This is a genomic window from Intrasporangium sp. (assembly GCF_035280925.1).
Lineage (GTDB): Bacteria > Actinomycetota > Actinomycetes > Actinomycetales > Dermatophilaceae > Intrasporangium.
In genome coordinates, this window is the sequence record NZ_DATEEY010000042.1 from 21,861 (window position 1) to 42,768 (window position 20,908).

General features: G+C 70.0%; 18 protein-coding genes, 1 tRNA gene and 1 other RNA gene. 11 read left to right on the top strand and 9 right to left on the bottom strand.

What is annotated here, in order from left to right; all coding sequences use genetic code 11:
• Positions 1-27: 27 nt before the first annotated feature.
• Positions 28-2,799: a pyruvate dehydrogenase (acetyl-transferring), homodimeric type gene (gene aceE, locus VJN29_RS04435; RefSeq protein ID WP_324142373.1), complete on the bottom strand. Its 2,772-nt coding sequence runs from the start codon at positions 2,797-2,799 to the stop codon at positions 28-30.
• Positions 2,800-3,124: 325 nt separating this feature from the next.
• On the opposite strand from aceE, the gene VJN29_RS04440 reads away from it, so the two are divergent.
• The gene (locus tag VJN29_RS04440) at positions 3,125-3,541 is read left to right on the top strand and encodes a DUF3052 domain-containing protein (protein WP_324142374.1); all 417 of its coding nucleotides are present in this window, start codon (positions 3,125-3,127) and stop codon (positions 3,539-3,541) included.
• Between the two features lie 45 nt (positions 3,542-3,586).
• Positions 3,587-4,093 carry a peroxiredoxin gene (locus VJN29_RS04445; protein WP_324142375.1) on the top strand — a complete coding sequence of 169 codons (507 nt, stop codon included), beginning with the start codon at positions 3,587-3,589 and terminating at the stop codon, positions 4,091-4,093.
• Positions 4,094-4,265: 172 nt separating this feature from the next.
• On the opposite strand, the gene VJN29_RS04450 is transcribed toward VJN29_RS04445, so the two are convergent.
• The 5 genes from VJN29_RS04450 to VJN29_RS04470 form a co-directional block, all read right to left on the bottom strand.
• Positions 4,266-4,976, bottom strand: coding sequence for an ABC transporter ATP-binding protein (locus VJN29_RS04450; RefSeq protein ID WP_324142400.1), 711 nt, complete (start codon positions 4,974-4,976; stop codon positions 4,266-4,268).
• A gap of 80 nt (positions 4,977-5,056) precedes the next feature.
• On the bottom strand, positions 5,057-6,754 hold the full coding sequence (locus VJN29_RS04455) for a branched-chain amino acid ABC transporter ATP-binding protein/permease (RefSeq protein ID WP_324142376.1): 1,698 nt from the start codon (positions 6,752-6,754) through the stop codon (positions 5,057-5,059).
• Positions 6,754-7,629 (bottom strand): branched-chain amino acid ABC transporter permease, encoded by an 876-nt coding sequence (locus VJN29_RS04460; protein WP_324142377.1) that lies wholly within the window; start codon positions 7,627-7,629, stop codon positions 6,754-6,756. Before VJN29_RS04460 ends, VJN29_RS04455 begins: the two co-directional genes overlap by 1 nt.
• Before the next feature lie 82 nt (positions 7,630-7,711).
• Entirely contained in the window at positions 7,712-8,896 is a 1,185-nt protein-coding gene (locus tag VJN29_RS04465; protein WP_324142378.1) for an ABC transporter substrate-binding protein, read from the bottom strand.
• Positions 8,897-8,957: 61 nt separating this feature from the next.
• Entirely contained in the window at positions 8,958-10,205 is a 1,248-nt protein-coding gene (locus VJN29_RS04470; protein ID WP_324142379.1) for an alpha-hydroxy acid oxidase, read from the bottom strand.
• A 198-nt stretch (positions 10,206-10,403) separates the two neighbouring features.
• Between VJN29_RS04470 and VJN29_RS04475 the strand changes: the two genes are divergently transcribed.
• A tRNA-Val gene (locus VJN29_RS04475) sits at positions 10,404-10,476 on the top strand.
• A gap of 6 nt (positions 10,477-10,482) precedes the next feature.
• Here the strand turns inward: VJN29_RS04475 and VJN29_RS04480 are convergent.
• The gene (locus VJN29_RS04480; protein ID WP_324142380.1) at positions 10,483-11,367 is read right to left on the bottom strand and encodes a universal stress protein; all 885 of its coding nucleotides are present in this window, start codon (positions 11,365-11,367) and stop codon (positions 10,483-10,485) included.
• A gap of 163 nt (positions 11,368-11,530) precedes the next feature.
• Between VJN29_RS04480 and VJN29_RS04485 the strand changes: the two genes are divergently transcribed.
• Genes VJN29_RS04485 through VJN29_RS04505 form a run of 5 tightly spaced genes read left to right on the top strand, consistent with a single transcriptional unit; the run spans position 11,531 to position 15,767 of the window.
• Positions 11,531-12,406, top strand: coding sequence for a Nif3-like dinuclear metal center hexameric protein (locus VJN29_RS04485; protein WP_324142381.1), 876 nt, complete (start codon positions 11,531-11,533; stop codon positions 12,404-12,406).
• Positions 12,340-13,143 (top strand): zinc ribbon domain-containing protein, encoded by an 804-nt coding sequence (locus tag VJN29_RS04490; protein ID WP_324142382.1) that lies wholly within the window; start codon positions 12,340-12,342, stop codon positions 13,141-13,143. The genes VJN29_RS04485 and VJN29_RS04490 overlap by 67 nt, the downstream gene beginning before the upstream one ends.
• Positions 13,140-14,150, top strand: coding sequence for a reverse transcriptase-like protein (locus VJN29_RS04495; protein ID WP_324142383.1), 1,011 nt, complete (start codon positions 13,140-13,142; stop codon positions 14,148-14,150). The genes VJN29_RS04490 and VJN29_RS04495 overlap by 4 nt, the downstream gene beginning before the upstream one ends.
• A gap of 25 nt (positions 14,151-14,175) precedes the next feature.
• A complete protein-coding gene (locus tag VJN29_RS04500) occupies positions 14,176-14,589 on the top strand; it encodes a rhodanese-like domain-containing protein (RefSeq protein WP_324142384.1) in 414 nt (137 codons plus the stop codon).
• The gene (locus VJN29_RS04505; RefSeq protein WP_324142385.1) at positions 14,574-15,767 is read left to right on the top strand and encodes an O-succinylhomoserine sulfhydrylase; all 1,194 of its coding nucleotides are present in this window, start codon (positions 14,574-14,576) and stop codon (positions 15,765-15,767) included. The genes VJN29_RS04500 and VJN29_RS04505 overlap by 16 nt, the downstream gene beginning before the upstream one ends.
• Positions 15,768-15,800: 33 nt before the next feature.
• Here the strand turns inward: VJN29_RS04505 and VJN29_RS04510 are convergent, their stop codons facing one another.
• The gene (locus tag VJN29_RS04510) at positions 15,801-16,577 is read right to left on the bottom strand and encodes a peroxide stress protein YaaA (RefSeq protein WP_324142386.1); all 777 of its coding nucleotides are present in this window, start codon (positions 16,575-16,577) and stop codon (positions 15,801-15,803) included.
• A gap of 52 nt (positions 16,578-16,629) precedes the next feature.
• Between VJN29_RS04510 and VJN29_RS04515 the strand changes: the two genes are divergently transcribed.
• Complete coding sequence (locus VJN29_RS04515; RefSeq protein WP_324142387.1) at positions 16,630-18,069, top strand: RNB domain-containing ribonuclease; 1,440 nt, start codon at positions 16,630-16,632, stop codon at positions 18,067-18,069.
• Positions 18,070-18,093: 24 nt separating this feature from the next.
• On the opposite strand, the gene VJN29_RS04520 is transcribed toward VJN29_RS04515, so the two are convergent.
• Entirely contained in the window at positions 18,094-18,906 is an 813-nt protein-coding gene (locus VJN29_RS04520; RefSeq protein ID WP_324142388.1) for a hypothetical protein, read from the bottom strand.
• 239 nt (positions 18,907-19,145) lie between these two features.
• Between VJN29_RS04520 and rnpB the strand changes: the two genes are divergently transcribed.
• Positions 19,146-19,512: RNase P RNA component class A (gene rnpB / locus VJN29_RS04525), an RNA gene on the top strand.
• A gap of 615 nt (positions 19,513-20,127) precedes the next feature.
• Entirely contained in the window at positions 20,128-20,907 is a 780-nt protein-coding gene (locus tag VJN29_RS04530; RefSeq protein WP_324142389.1) for a vWA domain-containing protein, read from the top strand.
• Position 20,908 lies beyond the last annotated feature (1 nt).

The window sequence follows — 20,908 nt, forward strand, 5'->3', positions numbered from 1 at the left end:
GAGCGGGCTCAACGGGTCTGCTGGCTGCTAGGACTCGCCCCCGGCGTTGCCGGACGTGCCGGCCGTGACGTCGTCGAGGCGGTAGCGCTCCGCCGCCTGCTGCGGGACATCGGCCGGGATCTTGCCCTCCTGGGCGAGCAGCTGGAGGGTGCGGACCGCCATCGACGGACCGTCGATGTGGAAGAAGCGGCGAGCGGCCGGTCGGGTGTCGGAGAACCCGAAGCCGTCGGCACCGAGACTGGCGTAGGTGCCGGGGACCCACTCGCGGATCTGGTCCTGCACGGCTCGCATGTAGTCGGAGACGGCGATGACCGGGCCCTCTGCGTCCTGGAGGCACTGCGTCACCCAGGGCACCCGCCGCTCCTCGTCCGGACGGAGGAACGCCTGCTCGTCAGCCGCCAGCCCGTCGCGGCGCAGCTCGTTCCAGGAGGTCACGGACCACACGTCAGCGGCGACACCCCAGTCGTCGGCGAGCAGCTGCTGGGCCTCGAGCGCCCACGGCACACCGACGCCCGAGGCGAGCAGCTGGGCGCGCGCCGGCGTGTGCTGCCAACCGTCGGTGTTGGCGGCCGACAGCTTGTACATCCCCTTGAGGATGCCCTCGACATCGACGTTCTCCGGCTCCACCGGCTGGACGATCGGCTCGTTGTAGACGGTGAGGTAGTAGATGAGGTTGGCGGCGTCGCTCGACAGGCCCTCGCCGTACATGCGGCGCAACCCGTCCTGCACGATGTGCGCGATCTCGTACCCGTAGGCCGGGTCGTAGTGGACGACCGCCGGGTTGGTCGAGGCCAGCAGCGGGCTGTGCCCGTCGGCGTGCTGCAGCCCCTCACCGGTCAGGGTCGTGCGCCCCGCGGTCGCGCCGATGAGGAAGCCACGGGTCATCTGGTCGGCGGCCGCCCAGAGGCCGTCACCGGTCCGCTGGAAGCCGAACATCGAGTAGAACACGTAGACCGGGATCATCGGCAGGCCGTGGGTCGCGTAGGACGTGCCCGCGGCGATGAACGCGGCCACCGACCCACCCTCGTTGATGCCGAGATGGAGGATCTGGCCCTGCTCGTGCTCGCGGTACGCGAGCATCAGCTCGGCGTCCACCGGCGTGTAGTTCTGTCCGTGAGGGTTGTAGATCTTGATGGTCGGGAAGAACGCGTCCATGCCGAAGGTGCGCGCCTCGTCGGGGATGATCGGCACGACCCGCTTGCCGAACTCCTTGTCGCGCAGCAGGTCCTTGAGCAGCCGCACGAACGCCATGGTCGTGGCGACCTCCTGCTTGCCCGACCCCTTCTTGATCTGGGCGTAGGCCTCGTCGCCGGGCAGCTTGATCGGCTCGAAGTCGACCTTGCGGCGGGGGAGCGTGCCGCCGAGCTTCTGCCTCCGGTCGATGGCGTAGCGGATGGTGTGGTGGTCGTCGCCCGGGTGGTAGTAGGGCGGGCGGTACGGGTCGGCTTCGAGCTGCTCGTCGGTGATCGGGATGCGCAGCGAGTCGCGGAACTGCTTGAGGTCCTCAAGGGTCATCTTCTTCATCTGGTGCGTCGCGTTGCGACCAGCGAAGTGCGACCCGAGCCCGTAGCCCTTGATCGTCTTGGCGAGGATCACCGTCGGTTGACCGGTGTGCTCCATCGCTGCCTTGTAGGCCGCGTAGACCTTGTGGTAGTCGTGGCCACCGCGTTTGAGGTCCCACCAGACCTGGTCGTCCGTCCACTGCTCGACCATCTTGAGCGTGCGCGGGTCGCGCGCGAAGAAGTGGTCCCGGACGTACTTGCCGTCGTTCGCACGGAACGTCTGGTAGTCGCCGTCGCTCGTCTGGTTCATGATGTTGACGAGAGCGCCGTCGCGGTCAGCGGCGAGCAGCGGGTCCCAGCCACGGCCCCACACGACCTTGATGACGTTCCAGCCCGCGCCTCGGAAGAAGGACTCCAGCTCCTGGATGATCTTGCCGTTGCCGCGGACCGGACCGTCGAGGCGCTGCAGGTTGCAGTTGATGACGAAGGTGAGGTTGTCCAGCTCCTCCATGGCCGCGATCTGCAGCGCGCCGCGCGACTCGGGCTCGTCCATCTCCCCGTCGCCGAGGAAGGCCCACACGTGCTGCTGGCTCGTGTCCCGCAGGCCGCGGTTGTGCACGTACTTGTTGAACTGCGCCTGGTAGATCGCGTTCATCGGACCGAGGCCCATGGAGACGGTGGGGAACTCCCAGTAGTCGGGCATCAGTCGAGGGTGCGGGTAGGACGGAAGCGCCTTGATGGTGCCGTCGACGATGTGGCTCTTCTCCTGCCGGAAGCCGTCGAGCTGGGCCTCGGACAGCTGCCCCTCGAGGAACGACCGGGCGTACATGCCGGGCGAGGCGTGCCCCTGGAAGAAGACGTGGTCGCCGCCGCCCGGGTGGTCCTTGCCACGGAAGAAGTGGTTGAAGCCGACCTCGTACAGGGTCGCCGCCGACGCGTAGGTCGAGATGTGGCCGCCCACCCCGATGTCGGGCCGCTGGGCCCGGTGGACGAGAACCGCGGCGTTCCAGCGGATGTAGCGCCGGAACTCGCGCTCGACCTCCTCGTCGCCGGGGAACCAGGGCTCGAGCTCCGGTGGGATGGTGTTGATGTAGTCGGTGGCCGTCAGCGATGGGACCCCGACCTGCTTGGCGCGCGCCTGCTGCAGGAGCCTGAGCATGACGTATCGGGCTCGCGTTCGACCCTTCTCGTCGAGGACCGCGTCGAGGGAGTCGAGCCACTCCTGGGTCTCCTCCGGGTCGATGTCCGGGAGCTGACTGGGAATGCCGTTGAGGATGGGGCCGGCCTCGGCTACCACGATCGTGGATCCTTTCTCGTCGCCACGCGGTCACGACCGGTTGGTCGCAGCGCTGCTGCTTCCCATCCTCCCCCAAAGCGTGGTGGTCGTCACACCCGGGTCTGCCCTCCGGGCGCCCGATCGGCCGCCCCCCGGGCGCCCGATCGGCTGGTAGGCCCGACCGATGCCGGGCCACGCCCGGGCCACGCCGGGGTGACCGGAAGCGTGCCGGTGGACACCGGTTGCGCGGTAGCGTCGGAGCCGGTGCACTTGGTCTGCACCGAATGCACGTTGACCCTGCTCGTCCGACACCCCAGATCCCATCCCGACGAAAGGAACGGTGACTGTGAGCACGACCGCGGGAGCGGCGTCCCTCGCCAAGCTCGGATTCGCGCCCGGACAGATCATCCAGGAGTTCGGATACGACGACGACGTCGATGACGACCTGCGGTTCGCGATCGAGGACGTCATCGGCAGCGATCTCGAGGACGAGGACTTCAACGACGGTGCTGACGGCGTCGTGATCTGGTACCGGGACGGGGACGACGACCTGGTCGACCTGCTCGTCGACGCACTGACGAAGCTCTTCGATGCGGGCTTCATCGTGCTGTTCACCCCGAAGGCCGGCCGACCGGGGCACGTCGAGGCGAGCGACGTCGAGGAAGCGGCGTCCACCGCGGGCCTGACCACTGGCGGTCAGGTCAACGTCGCCTCGGAATGGGCCGGTGCCCGGCTCATGCCGCCCAAGGGTGCCCGCCGCTGACGCCACTGTGACGGTCGGGCGCACCCGACTGGCACACTGGCGGGCATGACCACGCCTGCCCGCCCGAAGTCAGATGTCGGCCCGCCGCGGGTAGGCGAGCTGGCTCCGGACTTCACCCTCCCCGACCAGCACGGGGTGGATGTCACGCTGTCCTCCGTCCGGGGCGCCAAGTTCGCGGCCGTGGTCTTCTACCCCTTTGCCTTCTCGGGCATCTGCACCGGTGAGCTGAGGGCGATCCGCGACGGCCTCGAGGACTTCCAGGACGGGGACGTCCAGGTGTTCACGATCTCGTGCGATGCCATGTACAGCCTGCGGGCGTGGGCGGACCTCGAGGGGCATTTCTTCCCCCTGCTCAGCGACTTCTGGCCGCACGGCGAGGTCACCCGTCGCTATGGGGTCTTCAGCGAGGACCAGGGTGCGCCGCTGCGGGCCACCTTCCTCATTGACCGGGACGGCCGGGTGGCGTGGCTCGAGGTCAACCGCCCGGGGGAGGCCCGCGATTTCCGCACCTACCGCGCTGCCCTCAGCGAGCTTCGCCGCCGCGCTCGCTGAGTCCCTCCGCAGCCACCCGCACCCGCAGGGGGTGCACAGGGCCCTGGGGCGACGGACTACCACCATGCCGCCGGGAGCGCGGCCCTGCCTGCTCAGTGGCGGTCCCGGTCGGGAGGTCGCGGTAGTCCGTGGGCGCGGTCATCTTCCCGACACTCGATGCGGAGCGGAGGGGTCAGCGCTGGGGTTCCACGCCGAGGTAGGCCTCGACGATCTTGGGATCGGCGAGGAGGTCGGCGGCGGGGCCGGAATGCACGACCTCGCCGGTCTGGAGGACGTAGCCGTCGTCTGCCGCACGAAGCGCGCGCCGCGCGTTCTGCTCCACGAGCACGATGGTGGTACCGGTGGCACGGATCTCCTCGACGACCCGGAAGACCTCGTCGACGACCTTGGGCGCGAGGCCCATCGAGGGCTCGTCCATGAGGAGCACCTGTGGGCGTGCCACGAGGGCCCGTGCGATGGCCAGCATCTGCTGCTCGCCGCCCGAGAGGGAGCCGGCAGGCAGGCTCCGGCGGTCACCCAGGACCGGGAAGCGGTCGTAGGTCTGCGCGAGCGCTTCCTCGGAGGCCCCCCCGACGTGCCAGCCGCCGAGATGGAGGTTCTCCTCGATGGTGAGGGTGCCGAGGATCTGGCGGCCCTCCGGCACCTGGACCAGGCCCTCGCCGACGAGTCGGTGGGACGGGGTTCGCGTGATGTCCCGGCCGGCAAAGGTGATCCGCCCTGACTTCGGACGGATCAGTCCCGAGATCGCGTTGATGATCGAGGACTTGCCGGCGCCGTTGGCGCCCACGAGGGTGACGAGGGCCCCCGGCTCGACCGAGAAGGAGACTCCGCGGACCGCTTCGACCCGGCCGTAGGCCACGTGGAGGTCCTCGACGACGAGGATCGGGTCGCGGACTGCGGTGCCGCCGGTGCTCCCGGTGTTCGCCGTCTCGGTGCCGGCGGCCGCGGCGGGGTCGGTCTGGCTCACGAGTGGCTCCGCTCGGTGCGATCGGTCGGATGGGCGTCGTCGGCAGAGCCGAGGTAGGCCTCGATGACCGTTGGGTCGGAGGCGATCTCGTCCGGCGTGCCCGTCGCGATCACCTTGCCGAAGTTGAGCACCACGATGCGGTCACAGGTGCTGAGGACCATCCCGACGTTGTGCTCGATGAGCAGGATGGTCAGGCCGTCTGCGGCGAGCGAGCTGATCAGGTCGGAGAGCCGACTCGCCTCGACGTGGTTCATGCCGGCGGCCGGCTCGTCGAGGATGAGCAGGGTCGGGTCCGACGCCAGCGCCCGCGCGATCTCGAGGCGGCGCTGGTCACCGTAGGAGAGGGCGGACGCCCGGGTGCCCGCGAGGTCGGCAAGTCCGACCCGGTCAAGGCACTGCGCCGCGTGCTCCAGCGCAGCCGCCTCGTCGCGGCGAGCCGCGGGCAGCCACAGGAGCCGGCGGAGGAACGTCGGCCGGCTGACGAGGTGACCGCCGACGAGGACGTTCTCGAGCGCCGACAGCCGGTTGAACAGCTTGGAGTGCTGGAAGGTTCGGCTCACGCCGGCCTGTGCAACCCGGTGGACCGGGACCCGACCCACCTCCGTGCCGAGGACCGTGGCCCGGCCGGACGTCGGCGGGGTGAGGCCGCTGATCATGTTGACCAGGGTCGTCTTGCCGGCGCCGTTCGGGCCGATCAGGCCGAGGACCTCTCCACTGCGCAGCTCGAGGTCCACGTCCTGGACGGCGTGGACGCCGCCGTACTCCTTGCTCAGGCCCTCGAGGCCGGCGAGCAGCTCACCGGGTGCGGGGTGACTGCGGCTGCGCAGGCCCCGGCCGGTCGTCGTTGGCTTCCGGGGCATCCGGAGGCGGCGCCGGAAGAGACTGGCCAGGCCGCCTGGGAGGAAGAGGATGATGACGAGCAGCAGGGTGCTTGCGACGAACGGCCTGATCCAGCCGGCCTCCACGCCGAGCGCTCGCTGGATCTCCGGGACGAGGGTCTGGAACCCGCTGCCGAGGAGCGGTCCGACGAACATCGTCGAGCCGCCGACGACAGCCGTGACGAGACCATCAATCGCCGCCGTGAAGCCGAAGTCCTCGGGGGCGATGAGCCGCACGTAGTAGGCCCAGAGGACGCCATAGAGGCCGGCGACCGCGCCGGCGGTGACGAACGCGGAGAGCCGGTGGCGGCCCACGTCGATGCCCATGGCGCGAGCCGCGAGCTCGTCCTCGCGGATCGCCTCGAGGGCGCGACCGTAGCGGGAGCGGCCCATTCTGGCGAACCAGTAGGCGACGACCGCCAGGATGATCCACGCCATGCCCGGGGTGAGGACCTTGGGCACGGGCATGCCCTGCGCACCTCCCGTCCACTCCTGGTTGAGGATGAGGATGCGCACCGCCTCCGCGAAGGCGAGCGTCGCGATGGCCAGGAAGACGCCCCGCAGGTGCATCGTCGGCAGGCCGAGCACGACGGCGGCTGCGGCACCGACGACCATGCCGATGACGATGGCGATGAGCAGGGCCGGCACCTCGCCGATCTCGCTCGGCTTGGGCGCGAGCGTGGCCGCGGTGAAGGCAGCGAGCGACGCGAAGCCGGCCTGGCCGAGACTGAGCTGCCCCGCCACGAGGACGGCATAGAACGAGTAGGCGAAGATCGCACCCAGTGCGACGAAGGTCAGGGTCGCATCGGTCACCATCAGACCTCCCGCACCTTCCGGCTGCCGAAAAGGCCCTGCGGACGTACGAGGAGGATGACGAAGAGGAGGCCGAACGCGATGAGGTCGCGCCATGAGCTGCCGATGTACTGGACGGCGAAGACCTCCGCCAGACCCAGGATCAAGCCGCCGACGAGGGCGCCGGGCAGCGATCCCATGCCACCGACGATGATGACAGCCAGCCCCTTGAGCTCGATCGCCGAGCCCATCCCGAGCTGGGCCGAGTTGACGTTCATCGCGAAGAGGGCGCCCGCCACGGCGCCGAGGGCCGATGAGATGGCAAAGGTCACCGCGGTGACCCGGTCCACGTTGACCCCGAGGACGCGGGCGGCCCCCGGGTTCTCGGCGATGGCGCGCATGGCCCGACCGAGCCGAGACCGGGCGACCAGCCAGCTGAGGCCGACCATGAGGACGACCGAGATGAGCAGGATCGCCACCTGGAGCACGGTCACGGAGACGCCGGCGAACTGCATCGGCGTCTCCGGGAACGACCCGGCGGGGAAGCGGCGTGTGTCGGGGCCGTAGCGCCACTGCAACAGGGCGATGAACATCCCGGCAAGCGCGATGGAGGAGATCAGCCCCGCGAAGTGCGCATCGGGCCGGTTCTTCAGCGGCCGGAAGGCGAGCCGTTCGATGATGAGCCCGAGCACCGCCCCAACGACGAGCACGATGGGCAGTGCCAGCCAGATGGACAGGCCCCCATCCGCGACGAGCTCGATGCCGATGAAGGCAGAGACCGCGAACACCGACGGGTGGGCCAGGTTCAGTCGGTCGAGGATGCCGAAGACCAGGGTGAAGCCGATGGCGAACAGCGCGTAGATCGATCCGATGAACACGCCATTGAGGAGCTGCTGCATGGGGGTCCTTCGTGGTCCGGAAGCGAATGGTTGGCCGGGCCGCGCGGCTGGGAGTGGCCCAGCCGCCCGACCCGGCCTGCGATCACTCGAGCACGGCGAACTTGCCGTCCTGGACGACCTGGACCACCGCCGGGTGCTCCGCGTCCCGGTTCGCGTTGATGGACACGTCGCCGAGCACGGTCGGGACGTTGCTGATCTTGGTCAGCCCCTCCTGGATGGCCTCGCGCTCGCCCGAGCAGCCTGACCGGACGGCGTGGTCGATGAGCACGAGCCCGGCATGTGCCTGCGCGGCGAACTGGTCGGGAGCCGCGTTGAACTTCGCCTGGAAGTCCTTGAGGAAGGCCGTGTTGAGCTCGTTCTCTGACGCCGAGTTCCACGCGGCGCCCACGACGACGCCCTCTGCGGCCTCGCCGGCGTCGGCCATCAGCTTCGGGTTGTTGAACCCGTTGCCGCCGATGATCGGGACGGTGATGCCCAGCTCCCTGGCCTGGGTGACGAGCGGGATGGCCGCCTCGATGAGCCCGGACACGACGAGGGCGTCCGGGTTCTGTCCCTTGGCCTGTGTCAACAGGGCCCGGAAGTCGGTGTCGGCCTTGGAGAAGGTGATCGTCTCCAGGTTCTGGATGCCCTCGGCCTTGAGCGCCTCCTCGAAGACCTTGAAGCCCGACTCGGTGAAGGCGTCGTCATTGCTGTACATGACCACGACCTTGGCCAGGTTGTACTTCTCCTTGGCCTTCTTGACCGTCTGCGGGATCACCTGTGCCTCGGTGAGGGAGTCGCGGAAGATGAAGTCACCCTGCTCGGTGATGCCCGAGGCCGTGTTGGAGATGGCGAGGACGGGCGTCTTGCCCTCCTGGGCGATGGGCTGCGCCTGGAAGGCGGTGTTGGACAGCGTGGGGCCGATGATGACGCTCTTGTCGCCGTTGACGAAACCCTCGAAGACCGTGATGCCCTGTCTCGGATCCGTCTGGTCATCCTCGATCTTGACGTCGTACTTCACGCCGCCCTTGGCGTTCAGCTGCTCGGCGGCGAGCTGCAGCCCCTTCTGCTGGGAGGTGCCGTAGCTGCCCGCCGCACCCGTGAGGCTGAGCGCTGCGCCGACGGGGATCGTGCTCGAGATCGTGCACGAATCGCCGGACCCCTGGCCCGTCAGCCCGCCGGCCGCACCGGTCTGGCCGTCGTCACCGCCGTCGCCGTTGCCGCCGCACGCGGTGAGGGCGAGCATCGCCGTCGCGGTGACGGCGATACGAGAGAGATTGGTACGCAAGTTTTCCTCCTAGAACGATCTGACTGCGATCTTGGCACCGGCCGGGACGGACCGGTGCTTGTCACGTGGTTGCGACGTCGGTCTGCCGATCCCGTGGGCGGATGATCGCATGGCTGGGGGTCAGCTCGTCGAGCGAGGTCACGCCGAGCAGGCGCATGGTCCGGGTGACCTGGTCCCGAAGGATGCTCAACGCTCGGTCGACGCCGCGCTCTCCACCCGCCATGAGCCCGTAGAGGTACGCCCGGCCGACGAGGCAGCCGGTGGCCCCGTTGGCCACGGCCGCGACGATGTCGGCGCCGTCCATGATCCCGGTGTCGAGCAGGACCTCGGTCCGGCCCGCGACCGCCTCGACGATCTGCGGCAACACCTCGAGCGGGGTGACTGCCCGGTCGAGCTGCCGACCCCCGTGGTTCGACACGACGATGCCGTCGATGCCGAGCTGCGCGACGGCTTGGGCGTCCTCAGGATCCTGGATGCCCTTGACGACGATCCGGCCCGGCCACTGGTCGCGCAGCCACGCGAGCTCGGCCATGGACGCGGACGGGTCGAACATCCGATCCACCAGCTCGGCCACGGTGCCGCCCGAGTGCGTCAGCGAGGCGAACTCGAGCGGCTCGGTCGTCAACAGGTTGAACCACCACGACGGGTGGATCGACATGTCCGCCAGCGTGCGCAGGGTCAGCGACGGCGGGACGGTGAGGCCGTTGTGCACGTCCCGGATGCGCCGCCCGGCGACCGCCGTGTCGACCGTCAGCACGAGAGCCGAGTAGCCGGCCTCCCGGGCGCGCCGGATGAGCTGGAGCGATGCCTCGCGGTCCCGCCAGAGGTAGAGCTGGAACCAGCGCTCTGCATCGGGTGCGACGGCCGCGAGGTCCTCGACCGACACGGTTCCCATGGTGGACAGGGCGTACGGGACGCCGGCACGGGCTGCGGCTCGCGCCACGGCTCGCTCGCCCTCGTAGTGCATCATCCGGGTGAAGCCCGTGGGGGCGAGGACGAGCGGCAGGCTGCTCCGGCTGCCGACGACGACCCGGCTCGCGTCCACCTCGCTCACGTCGCGCAGGACCCGGGGCCGGAACTCGACGCGGAGGAAGGCCTCGCGCGCCCGGCGGAGGCTGATCTCCTGCTCCGCCGCGCCGTCGACGTAGTCGAAGACGGAGCGCGGCGTGCGGCGCTTGGCGATCCTCCGGAGGTCTGCGATCGTCGCGGCCGCCGCAACCCGACGCTCGGCCGAGCCGACACGCGGCGGCTCGATCCGGACGAGAGGGCGCAGCTCGGACCAACGCGGACGACGGCGCCGGGTGCTCATGGCGCCTCATCATGCCGCCTCGACCGGCACCTTGGGGAGATGCCCGGAGTTGCGCTTCGGCGACAGTTCATGGCGCGGAGAGGCACCACCCAGCTGCTCGGCTCGGGTCCGGGACGGCCGGCGACTGGCGCGGTCTCCAACTCCTGACACAATGGTCCGCCGGATGAGGGAGCGTCACGGTGGCGCCCCGCGTCCTGAGGGCCTGTAGCTCAGTTGGTAGAGCACCGCGTTTACACCGCGGGTGTCGTCGGTTCGAGACCGGCCGGGCCCACCCGAGTCAGCTGTCGGGAAGATCGACGATGGCGACCGGCCGGTCGGCATCGTTGAGGACCTGCCGGCTCACGGACCCGAGCAGCGCCCGACGGACCAGGCCCTTGCCGTGCGTACCGACGACGACCAGCTGCGCATCGTCGGCATGAGCCAGGATCGCGTCGGCCGCGCGGCCCTCCACCGCGACTCGGTCCACGCCCACCGACGCGGCGCCCATCCCGTGGAGCTCCCCGAGCGCCCGGGTGATCGTGCCCTCCGCGTCGGCCTCGACATCCGCCCGCGCCCGCGCGACGAGCTCCGGGTCTCCCTGGATCGCCTGGTCCGTGAGGTCGTACGCGGCGACGGCTCTCACGCGGGTCTTGCGCACGGCCGCCTCGGCCAGCGCGTACCGAAGCGCGTTCGTGCCGAACGGTGAGTCGTCGACGCCCACGACGATCGGGCCCCCTGTGGGAGGCTCATCGTCCCCGACGACGACCACGGGGCCCTTCGACTCGACCGGCAGCCGGTTGCTCACCGAACCCATGAGGACGCTCGCAGCGCCTCCCAGGCCGCGGCGGCCGACGACGACGACGTCTGCGGCCGCTGATGCCTCCGCGAGCATGACCGCGGGGTGGCCCAGCTTCGAGGTCGTGGTGCAGGTCAGCTCGGGAGCCAGCTCACGGACGCGCTGCTGGGCGGCGGAGAGCACCTCCTCGGAGAACTCCATGAACCAGGCCACCTGCTGGCCGGCTGCGGCGCCGTGGTAGCCGAAGAAGTCGATCGGCGGAGTGAAGCTGTAGGCATGGAGCAGCTCGAGCTCCTCGCCGCCCAGACGTGCTCGGGCCACTGCCCACTCGAGCGCGTAGCGGCTCTGTTCCGAGCCGTCGATGCCCACCACGATCCGGCCGGTCATGGGATTCCTTCCCGCAGGAGTCGATGGGCACGAACCTAGCCCTGGCGCTCGGGATCTGCCTCACCGCGCCGCCGCCGAACCCACGCCGCTGCGGTGCGGACACCGAGTAGTCTCCTTCACGCAGACAGAAGGCATGAGGAGGCGTCGGTGCAGGTCAGCGACCATGGGTGACCTGACGCTGCGCGAGGTCGTCGCCGCGCTGGAGCGGCTCTATCCGCAGGACAGCGCCGCCGACTGGGACCGGGTCGGCCTCGTGACGGGCGATCTCGACCAGCCCGTGCGTCGCATCGCCTTCGCGCTGGATCCGACGCTCGCCGTCATCGAGGAGGCGCGCGACTGGGACGCCGACCTGCTCGTCACGCATCATCCGCTGCTCCTCCGCGGCGTCCACTCGGTGGCGACGACGAGTGCCAAGGGTGCCTCCGTGACGCACCTCGTCGTCTCGGACATCGCGCTCTATGTCGCCCACACCAACGCCGACGTCGCCGACCCGGGGGTCTCCTCCGTGCTGGCTGACGCACTTGGGCTCACCTCCCAGCGCCCGCTGACCACCATCGGGCCGTATGCCGCTGGGCGGGTCGGCGAGCTCTCCCCGCCTGCGTCGCTGGCTGAGTTCGCGGACGCCGTCGCCGCTGCCCTGCCGCCGACCGCGGGCGGCATCCGCGTGAGCGGTGACCCAGCGGGGACGGTCCGGTCGGTGGCGGTCATGGGCGGCTCCGGCGATGACCAGTTCGACGCCGTGCGGGCCAGCGGCGCCGACGTCTACGTCACGGCCGACCTGCGTCACCACCCCGTGCTGGAGGCCCGTGAAGAGGCCCGCGGCGGGCCGCCCTACCTCATCGACGCCGGTCACTGGGCGACTGAGTCGCTGTGGCTGGCGAGCGCCGAGCGTCGCCTTCTGGCGGAGCTGGGGGAGGACCCGTCCGCACCGACTAGGGTCGAGTCGAGAATCTCGTCCATCCGCACCGAGCCGTGGACCTTCGTGGTCGCAGCGAACTCCGCAAGCACCGATGCGGACTCACCTGGAGGTGTGTCCTGAAAGCCGATCCGTCCCGCCAGTGGCGTCTGCTCGACCTGCAGGCCATCGACACGCGGCTCGACCAGATCGCCCATGCCCGGGCGAACCTGCCCCAGGTCGCCGCGATCGCCGCGGCCCGGAGCGAGCTGGCCGCGGTCGACACCGAGCTCGTCAATGCCCGCACCGCCGTCGGCGACGTCCAGCGCGAGCTGACCAAGTCGGAGCAGGACGTCCAGCTCGTTCGCGACCGCGCAGCACGTGACCAGGCCAGGCTCGACTCCGGTCAGGGCAGCGCGAAGGACCTCGCTGCACTCCAGCACGAGCTCGTCTCACTCGCCCGGCGCCAGTCCGAGCTCGAGGACATCGAGATCGAGGTGATGGAGCGGGCCGAGACGCTGACGAAGCGGGTCGCCGAGCTCGAGCGCACCCGCACCGAGGTCGCCGACCGGCTCGCGAGTCTCGAGCAGGAGCACGCCACGGTCCTCGCCGACCTCGAGGCGGAGGCGCAGCAGGTCGGTTCCGGACGCTCGGACATCGTCGCCGGGGTCGGCGAGGAGCTGATCGGGCTGTACGAGAAGATCCGGGCCCAGAGCGGCGGCATCGCAGCCGCGGAGCTGCGCCAGCGCCGGTGTGGCGGGTGCCGCCTGGAGCTGAACAATGTCGACTTCGACCGGATCAGGCGGGCCGCGGAGGACGAGGTCATCCGGTGCGAGGAGTGCCGCCGGATCATGATCCGGACGGGTGAGTCAGGCCTGTGAGTCGACCTGGTCGCCGTGGCCTCATCGTGGAGTCCGACGGCGGTTCACGAGGGAACCCGGGCGTGGCCGGCTACGGCGCGGTGGTGCGGGAGGCACGTACGGGCAAGGTATTGATCGAGCTGGCAGAACCACTCGGCACCACGACCAACAACGTTGCGGAGTACCGAGGACTCCTGGCTGGCCTGAAGGCTGCGTTCGACATCGATCCAGGCGCGGACATCAGCGTGCGCATGGACTCGGACCTCATCGTCAAGCAGATGACGGGTGTCAACAAGGTGAAGCACCCGAACATGCGGCCGCTCGCGCTTGAGGCCCAGGCCATCTGCAGGGCGATCAGGGACAACGGCGGCAACGTCGATTTCGCGTGGATCCCGCGGGAGCTCAACAAGGCGGCCGACGCGCTGAGCAACCTGGCGATGGACGGTGAGAGCGTGCGCCGTGTGCACCGGGACCAGCCGGCCGGCTCGGATCGGGTCGACGATGTGGAGGCCGACGATTCGAGGGCGGCCGAGCCCGCCGACGCGCCGGACGCCCCCGACGACCTGGCGGACCAGCGGGACCTGCGGCTGCTCCTCGTCCAGACGCCGTCCACGGAGGGCGCCGTCGAGCGAGTCGCGGAGGCCGTTCGGCCGCTCGTCGGCAGGGACAGCCGGGTCGTCACCGCGCCGGAGCCGCTGGCCGAGCAGACCGGGCGCGCGGTTGCGGAGCTCATCGGCACCGAGGTCGAGGTCTCCGCGGACTGGGCGGCGGATCCCGGGAGGGCTGGGAGCGAGCCTGCGGACGCGGCGAGCTCAGCGGCATACGGCAGACTGCGGTTGAACGGGGGGACGGTCGTCGTCGTGACCACGCGACGCGGCATCGTCACCGTCCTGGCGGAGGTCCTCGGCCTGGGCCCCGAGCGGTTCTGGAGCCTCGCGACGGCACCCGGCAGCCTGAGCGGCGTCGAGGTGTGGGGGGACGGCACGGCGTCGATCGCTTTCACGAATCGGACGGATCATCTCGCCTAGTGGGCACTGTGCGATATTCGGAGTCATGACCTACGCCGGTGACGTGACCCCCACCGAGGCCTGGGCCGCCCTGGAGCAGGACCCGCGAGCCGTGCTCGTCGACGTGCGGACCCATGCCGAGTGGTCGTACGTCGGGTTGCCCGACCTGCGATCGCTGGGCCGTGCCGTCCTGCGCGTCGAGTGGCAGCGGTACCCGGACGGCGCCATCAACGACCGCTTCGTCGATGAGCTGGCAGCCGCTGGCGTCGAGAGGGACCAGCCCCTCTACTTCCTGTGTCGGTCCGGGGTGCGCTCCCTGGCCGCGGCAGAGGCGGCCACTGCTGCCGGGTGGGCCGAGTCGTACAACGTCAGCGAGGGCTTCGAGGGACCCCACGACGCCCAGCACCATCGCTCGCTGGCCGGTTGGAAGGTCGCGGGACTGCCGTGGGTTCAGGGCTGAACGACACGGGACGCGGGTGGCGTCCGGACACGATCGCGGTGCGGGGAGGCTTGGCGCGCAGCGGTTTCGACGAGACGTCCGAGGCCATCTACCTGACGTCCGGGTTCGTCTACGAGTCGGCCGAGGCCGCGGAGGCGGCGTTCAGGGGCGAATCGGACCGGTTCGTCTACTCCCGCTACGGGAACCCGACGGTCCGGATGTTCGAGGACCGCATCGCGCAGATCGAGGGGGCCGAGGCGGCCTTTGCGACGGGGTCCGGCATGGCGGCCGTGTGGGTGGCCCTGGCGGCGTTGCTCGGCAAGGGGGACCGGGTCGTGTCGTCGCGCTCGCTCTTCGGGTCGTGCTTCGTCATCCTCGACGAGATCCTGCCCCGGTGGGGAGTCGAGACGGTTTTCGTCGACGGGCCGGACCTCGACCAGTGGCGCGAGGCGCTGTCGGAGCCCACGACGGCGGTGTTCTTCGAGACACCGAGCAACCCGATGCAGGAGCTGGTCGACATTCGCGCGGTCTGCTCGCTCGCCCATGCGGCTGGAGCGAAGGTGGTCGTCGACAACGTCTTCGGGACGCCGGTGTTCTCCCGGCCGCTCGAGCACGGCGCCGACATCGTCGTCTACTCCGCGACGAAGCACATCGACGGGCAGGGACGCGTGCTCGGTGGTGCGGTGCTGGGGCCGCGCGAGTTCATCGACGGGCCCGTGCAGAACCTCATGCGGCACACCGGACCCGCGATGTCGCCGTTCAACGCCTGGGTGCTGGTCAAGGGTCTCGAGACGATGTCGCTGCGGGTCGAGCGCATGGCCGCGAGCTGCCTCGAGGTCGCGCGGTTCCTCGAGGCGCACGCGCGGGTGCGCCGGGTGGTGCACCCGTTCCTCGAGTCGCATCCGCAGCACGAGCTGGCCCGTCGCCAGATGCTCGGTGGCGGCACCGTGGTGACCTTTGAGCTCGACGGTGGCAAGGCCGAGGCGTTCGCGGTGATGAACGCGCTCGAGGTCATCGACATCTCGAACAACCTCGGCGACGCCAAGTCGCTCGTCACGCACCCTGCGACGACGACGCACCGGAGGCTTTCTCCAGAGGCCCGGGCGGCGGTGGGGATCACCGATGGCGTGCTCCGGATCTCCGTCGGGCTCGAGGACGTCCGCGACCTCGTGGACGACCTGAAGCGCGCCCTCGGTTGACCTGCCTCGTCCGGTGGAGGTATTCGCCGGGCCCTACAGAGCCTGCTGGTACCTCGAACCAGGCGAGGGCGTCGCGGCGAGCTGCCACGGGCGGCCCGGCCGCTCCGGCTCGGTGATCCGCACGTCGAAGGCATCGGAGAGGATCTCGACGAGGTCCTCGGGGTAACGGGGCTTCGCCCCCGACTGCACCAGGTGCCGGGCGACGAGGCCGCGAGTGTGCTTGGCCATGTGCGACGCACCCGGGACGGTGACCTGCACGCGGCGCTCGGCCAGTGCACCCTTCGGGTTCCACATCGACGCATAGGTGCTGGACCGGCAGTCGACGATGAGGCGCCTGGCCCCCGCCTCCTGCTCGAGGACGGGCGCCAGCTCGGGTCGCCACGCCCGGGTCAGCTCGCCGATGTCGGGCAGCTGGACACAGGGGTGGAGCCGGTAGGCCGGGATGCGGTCGGTGGGGCGTACCGCGCCGAAGAGTGCCGACAGGATGACGATCCGGCGGCTTGCCCGGCGCTTTGAGGCCGGGTCGAGCGTCGCGATGCCGAGCGCCTCGTAGAGCACGCCGCTGTAGACCTCTCCGGCAGGCGCCGTCGCCGCCACGCGGAGGCGGGTGTTGCGGGCGACCTCCTCCACCAGGTTGGGGCTGACGCCGAGAAGCCGGTGCGCATCCGGGCGTGCGCTGATCTCGCCGGCGCCAGCGATGACGCGGGTCCGCAGTCCGGTCAGCTGCGGGAAGGACAGCGTCTCGAGGTCGAGTGCCCGGCCGCGGCGACGCTGGGTCTTGCCCTCTGAGGGCGGCAGGAGGATGAGCACGCGACACAGCCTAGGCCGCTGCTGGGCGGCCGCTTCTGCGTAGGGTTGCGTCATGGCCAAGCGACACATCGTCTATCGCCGAGCAGAGCCGCCGGGCGGGGCGGGACTCGCTCTCGCCGAACGCTTCGAGGCGATCCGCGACGAGTTCGAGGTGCCGAAGGAGTTCCCTGCTGATGTCGTCGCCGAGGCCATGCGGGCCGCCGGCAGCGCGGATCTGGCGACGACCGACGCGACGGACATCCCCTTCATCACCCTCGACCCGCCGACGTCGATGGATCTCGACCAGGCCATGCACATCGAGCGAAAGGGCGACGGATACCGCGTCCGTTACGCCATCGCGGACGTGCCGGCCTTCGTGCAGCCGGGCGGGGCGATCGACGCCGAGTCCCGCCGCCGCGGTCAGACGATCTACTGTCCGGACAAGCGAGTCCAGTTGCACCCCAAGGAGATCAGCGAGGGTGCGGCGAGCCTGCTGCCGGACCAGGTGCGTCCGGCCTTCGTCTGGGACATGGTCCTCGCAGCCGACGGCGAGGGTGTCGAGGTCAGCGTTGCGCGGGCCATGGTTCGCAGCGTGCGCCGCTACGACTATGTCGAGGCGCAGCAGCTGGTCGACGGTGGGTCCGCCGAGGAGGTGCTGCTGCTCCTCAGGGAGGTGGGGGAGAAGCGAATCACGTTGGAGGCCAAGCGTGGTGGCGCAACCCTGCCGATGCCGGAGCAGGAGGTTGCCGAGGACGGCAAGGGTGGCTTCACGGTCAGCTTCCGGCCGCTGCTCGCGTCGGAGGACTGGAACGCCCAGATCTCTCTGCTGACCGGAATGGGCGCCGCTGACCTCATGCTCCGCGGCAAGGTCGGCGTCCTGCGCACCATGCCCGATCCGGACCCGCGAGACATCAAGCGGTTCCGCCGCCAGGCGGCTGCCGCCGGCGTGCCGTGGGCGAAGGACCTGGCCTATGGCGAGTTCCTCCGGACACTCGACCGGACGAATCCCAAGCACCTCGCGCTCATCCACGAGGCGACGGCGCTCTTTCGCGGCGCGGGTTACACGCACTTCAACGGCTCAGTGCCCGAGCAGCCGAACCACTCCGCCGTCGCCAACCCGTATGCCCACGTCACGGCCCCGCTGCGACGCCTCGTCGACCGGTTCGGACTCGTTGTCTGCGAGGCGCTCTCAGCGGGCAACGAGGTGCCGCGGTGGGTACTCGAGGCGCTGCCGACGATCCCCGAGGTCATGACGACCTCGGACCGCCGGGCCGGGGGAGTGGAGCGCGCCTGCACCGACGCGGTGGAGGCGGCCGAGCTCCGCTCCCGCGTCGGCTCGACCGTCGAAGGGGTGGTCGTCGACCAGAACGAGAAGGGTGTCGTGGTCCAGCTCATCGACTTCGCCGTGGTGGCGAAGGCAACCGGTCGCGCGGACGAGGGAGCGACCGTACAGGTTCGCGTCGACGCCGCGGAGATCGAGACCGGCACCCTCGCACTGAGCGTCGTCAGCTGAGCGCTGCCCAGGGTCGTATGCCGCTCAGCCGCCTGGCGTCGTCGGGGCCACTTGGTGGGTCGGCTGGGTCGGGGATGGGCTTGGAGCCGGGTCTCCCGGGGCCGTCGGGTCCACCGTGGAGGTCTGCGTCGGAGTGGGCTCCGCGGGGACGGAAGGTGCGGTGCCGGTGGCCTCGGACGCCGGCTCCGGGGCGTCCGTCGTGGCCTGGGCCGGTGGCTGTGGCGTCGGCGTGGCTGACTCCGAGGTGGCTCCCGGCCCCCTCGGTGAGGTGCCGGGCGGGTCCTCGCTGGTGGGGGACACAGGCCGTTCGAGCTGGCCAGCGGACCGGCGTGTGCCCACCGACGTCCCCGTGACGTCGGCTCCGCTCGCGAGCTGGAGGCCGGTGAGGAAGGCAATGGCCAGGGCGAAGAGTACGCCGGCGGTTGCCAGGACCCGACGAGGCGGGCGGACAGGCACGTCCTGCACACTCGACGAGGGCGAGGTGGGCGCAGACTGCACACTCGACGAGGGCGGCGAGGTGGGCGCAGACTGCACACTCGACGGGGTGGGCGGCGGCGCGTTCTGCGGTTTCGAGTGAGCCTGTCGACTGAGCAGTTCCCGCCAGCGCAGCGCCTCGCGGGCCCGGGTCATCGATGCCGTGTAGAGGCTCGCTGCGATCGCGCTCACGACCGAACCGATCGCTGCACCACTGATGGTGCCGAGGACACCGAGGCGCGAGCCGAGGAAGGCCGCGGTGGCAGCAGCCAACGACCCGGCGATGAGCTGGGTGACTGAGAGGTCGAGCAACGTCGCTCTGCGGGTGGGTGGGGCGGTCTCGGTGTTCAGTTGCTCGGTCATGTCCTGGTTCAGTTGTGTATCGCGTTCTCCATGAGGACGAACGAGGGCCCTCGCTCGTTGATGCCCGCGTCCAGGTGTGAGTCAGGTCACGCCGACTCGCAGACGAGGTCTGTTCGCGAACCCTGGGTTTGTCGTGGAGCGTTCTACCCGCGGTAGGTGGCTGGAGTCGGCCACGTGCGCGAGGTCAGGTGGGCGCGGTGTGAGCTCAGCGGCATACGGCATCTATGATTGAAGGCGGATGAGTCGGCCAGGCGGTCGCGTCAGGAGAGATCCTGCCGAGGAACGTCCGGGCTCCACAGGGCAGGGTGGTGGCCAACAGCCACCCGGGGTGACCCGCGGGACAGTGCCACAGAAAACAAACCGCCTGCGTGCAGGTAAGGGTGAAACGGTGGTGTAAGAGACCACCAGCGCTCCAGGTGACTGGGGCGGCTCGGTAAACCCCACCCGGAGCAAGCCCAGACAGCGCACGTTCGAGACCGGCCCGGTCGAGTGCGCGGGTAGGGCGCTGGAGCCGGTCAGCAATGGCCGGCCGAGATGGATGGCCGTCGCCGCGTCACTGGCAACGGGGACGCGGAACAGAACCCGGCGTACAAGCCGGCTCATCCGCCATACGTTCCGTCGGGGGCAAGATGCACAAGAGCGCGGCTACGGATGGACGCGCTCGCGCGATGCCACCGAGATCTTGGAGCAGCGCCGAGCACCGGACGCCCGGGTCTGGCCGAATTGCGTCGTCAGACACCCTCGCAGCTGCGAGACTGGACCCTGGGCAAGGAGGCAGGGCGCGCGGACAGGATGTGGTCGCCGAGCCGAGGTGCCAGCAGTGGCCCCAGATCGCAGCTGCCGTCATTGCATCACATTGGGCCCGGTCGAGCGTTCCAAACTCGTCGTCAGCGAACTGGCGAGCAATCGGTCTCTTGGGTCATATCCCAAGGGATGGGACCCGCGCATCGCCGAGCGGTTGACCGGGTTTGGGCCCGGGTAGGTAGTGGATACCGCGCCTTCCGGCGTACAACCCCGAGACCGCTTGGAGCACCTGCAATGTCTGAGACGCCAACGCCCCCTTCGCCCGCCGACTCCCGCGCCGACACGACCGCGGCCGATGCCCTACCCACTGACGCCTCAGCCGCGGAGGCGGCACTCGGCGCCGGAGAGGCGACCGCCACTGCGCCGGGCGGCACCGAAGCGGACGCCGCGCCGGGCGCGGGCTTGCCGGTTATGGACGTGGCCGGGACCGAGCAGCCCGCGGAGGAGCCGGCCGCCACGGTCGAGGCGCCGACGGGCGGCGATGGCGACAGCTCGCAGACCAGTTTGGCCGCCCCGCCTCCGCCGGTGCGGGGGCTGAGCTATGCGGTTGACATCGTGTTTTGCATCGACGTGACCGGCAGCATGACGCCGATCCTGGACGCTGTGAAGGCGAACGCGCTGCGTTTCTATGGGGACGTTCAGGACAACCTGGTCAACAAGGGCAAGAATGTCGATGAGCTGCGGGTGCGCGTGGTGGCCTTCCGCGACTTCACGGCGGACGGTGACGCCGCGATGCAGGAGTCGCCCTTCTTCGCGCTGCCCGCCGACCAGGGGGAGTTCAGCGCTTTCGTCAACGGTCTTGTCGCCGAGGGCGGCGGGGATGCCCCGGAGTCCGGCCTGGAGGCGGTCTCGCTCGCGATGGCCTCGCCGTGGACGACCCGCGGCGACCGGCGGCGTCAGGTCGTCGTCGTGTGGACCGACCAGCCGGCCCAGCCGCTCAGCCCCGCAGTTCTGCCGGAGGCTTACCGCGGGCGCGTGCCGGCCGACTTCAGCGCGCTCACCGACATGTGGGAGGACGCGCAGGGGACGCTCGGCTCAAGCAGCAAGCGGCTGATTCTATTCGCGCCGGACGGTCCGGGGTGGAGCGACATATCCTCCGTGTGGGAGAACGTCGTTCACCATCCGTCGCAGGCCGGGGGTGGGCTCTCCGACGTGGACTACGGCACGATCATCGATTCCATCGGGAACTCGGTGTGAT

Excerpts from the sequence above, each read along its gene's own strand:
- VJN29_RS04455 (WP_324142376.1), bottom strand. The coding sequence starts at position 6,754 with ATGGTGACCGATGCGACCCTGACCTTCGTCGCACTGGGTGCGATCTTC.
- VJN29_RS04485 (WP_324142381.1), top strand. The coding sequence starts at position 11,531 with ATGGGTGACCTGACGCTGCGCGAGGTCGTCGCCGCGCTGGAGCGGCTC.
- VJN29_RS04445 (WP_324142375.1), top strand. The coding sequence starts at position 3,587 with ATGACCACGCCTGCCCGCCCGAAGTCAGATGTCGGCCCGCCGCGGGTA.
- VJN29_RS04470 (WP_324142379.1), bottom strand. The coding sequence starts at position 10,205 with ATGAGCACCCGGCGCCGTCGTCCGCGTTGGTCCGAGCTGCGCCCTCTC.
- VJN29_RS04460 (WP_324142377.1), bottom strand. The coding sequence starts at position 7,629 with ATGCAGCAGCTCCTCAATGGCGTGTTCATCGGATCGATCTACGCGCTG.
- VJN29_RS04515 (WP_324142387.1), top strand. The coding sequence starts at position 16,630 with ATGGCCAAGCGACACATCGTCTATCGCCGAGCAGAGCCGCCGGGCGGG.
- VJN29_RS04480 (WP_324142380.1), bottom strand. The coding sequence starts at position 11,367 with ATGACCGGCCGGATCGTGGTGGGCATCGACGGCTCGGAACAGAGCCGC.
- VJN29_RS04520 (WP_324142388.1), bottom strand. The coding sequence starts at position 18,906 with ATGACCGAGCAACTGAACACCGAGACCGCCCCACCCACCCGCAGAGCG.
- VJN29_RS04500 (WP_324142384.1), top strand. The coding sequence starts at position 14,176 with ATGACCTACGCCGGTGACGTGACCCCCACCGAGGCCTGGGCCGCCCTG.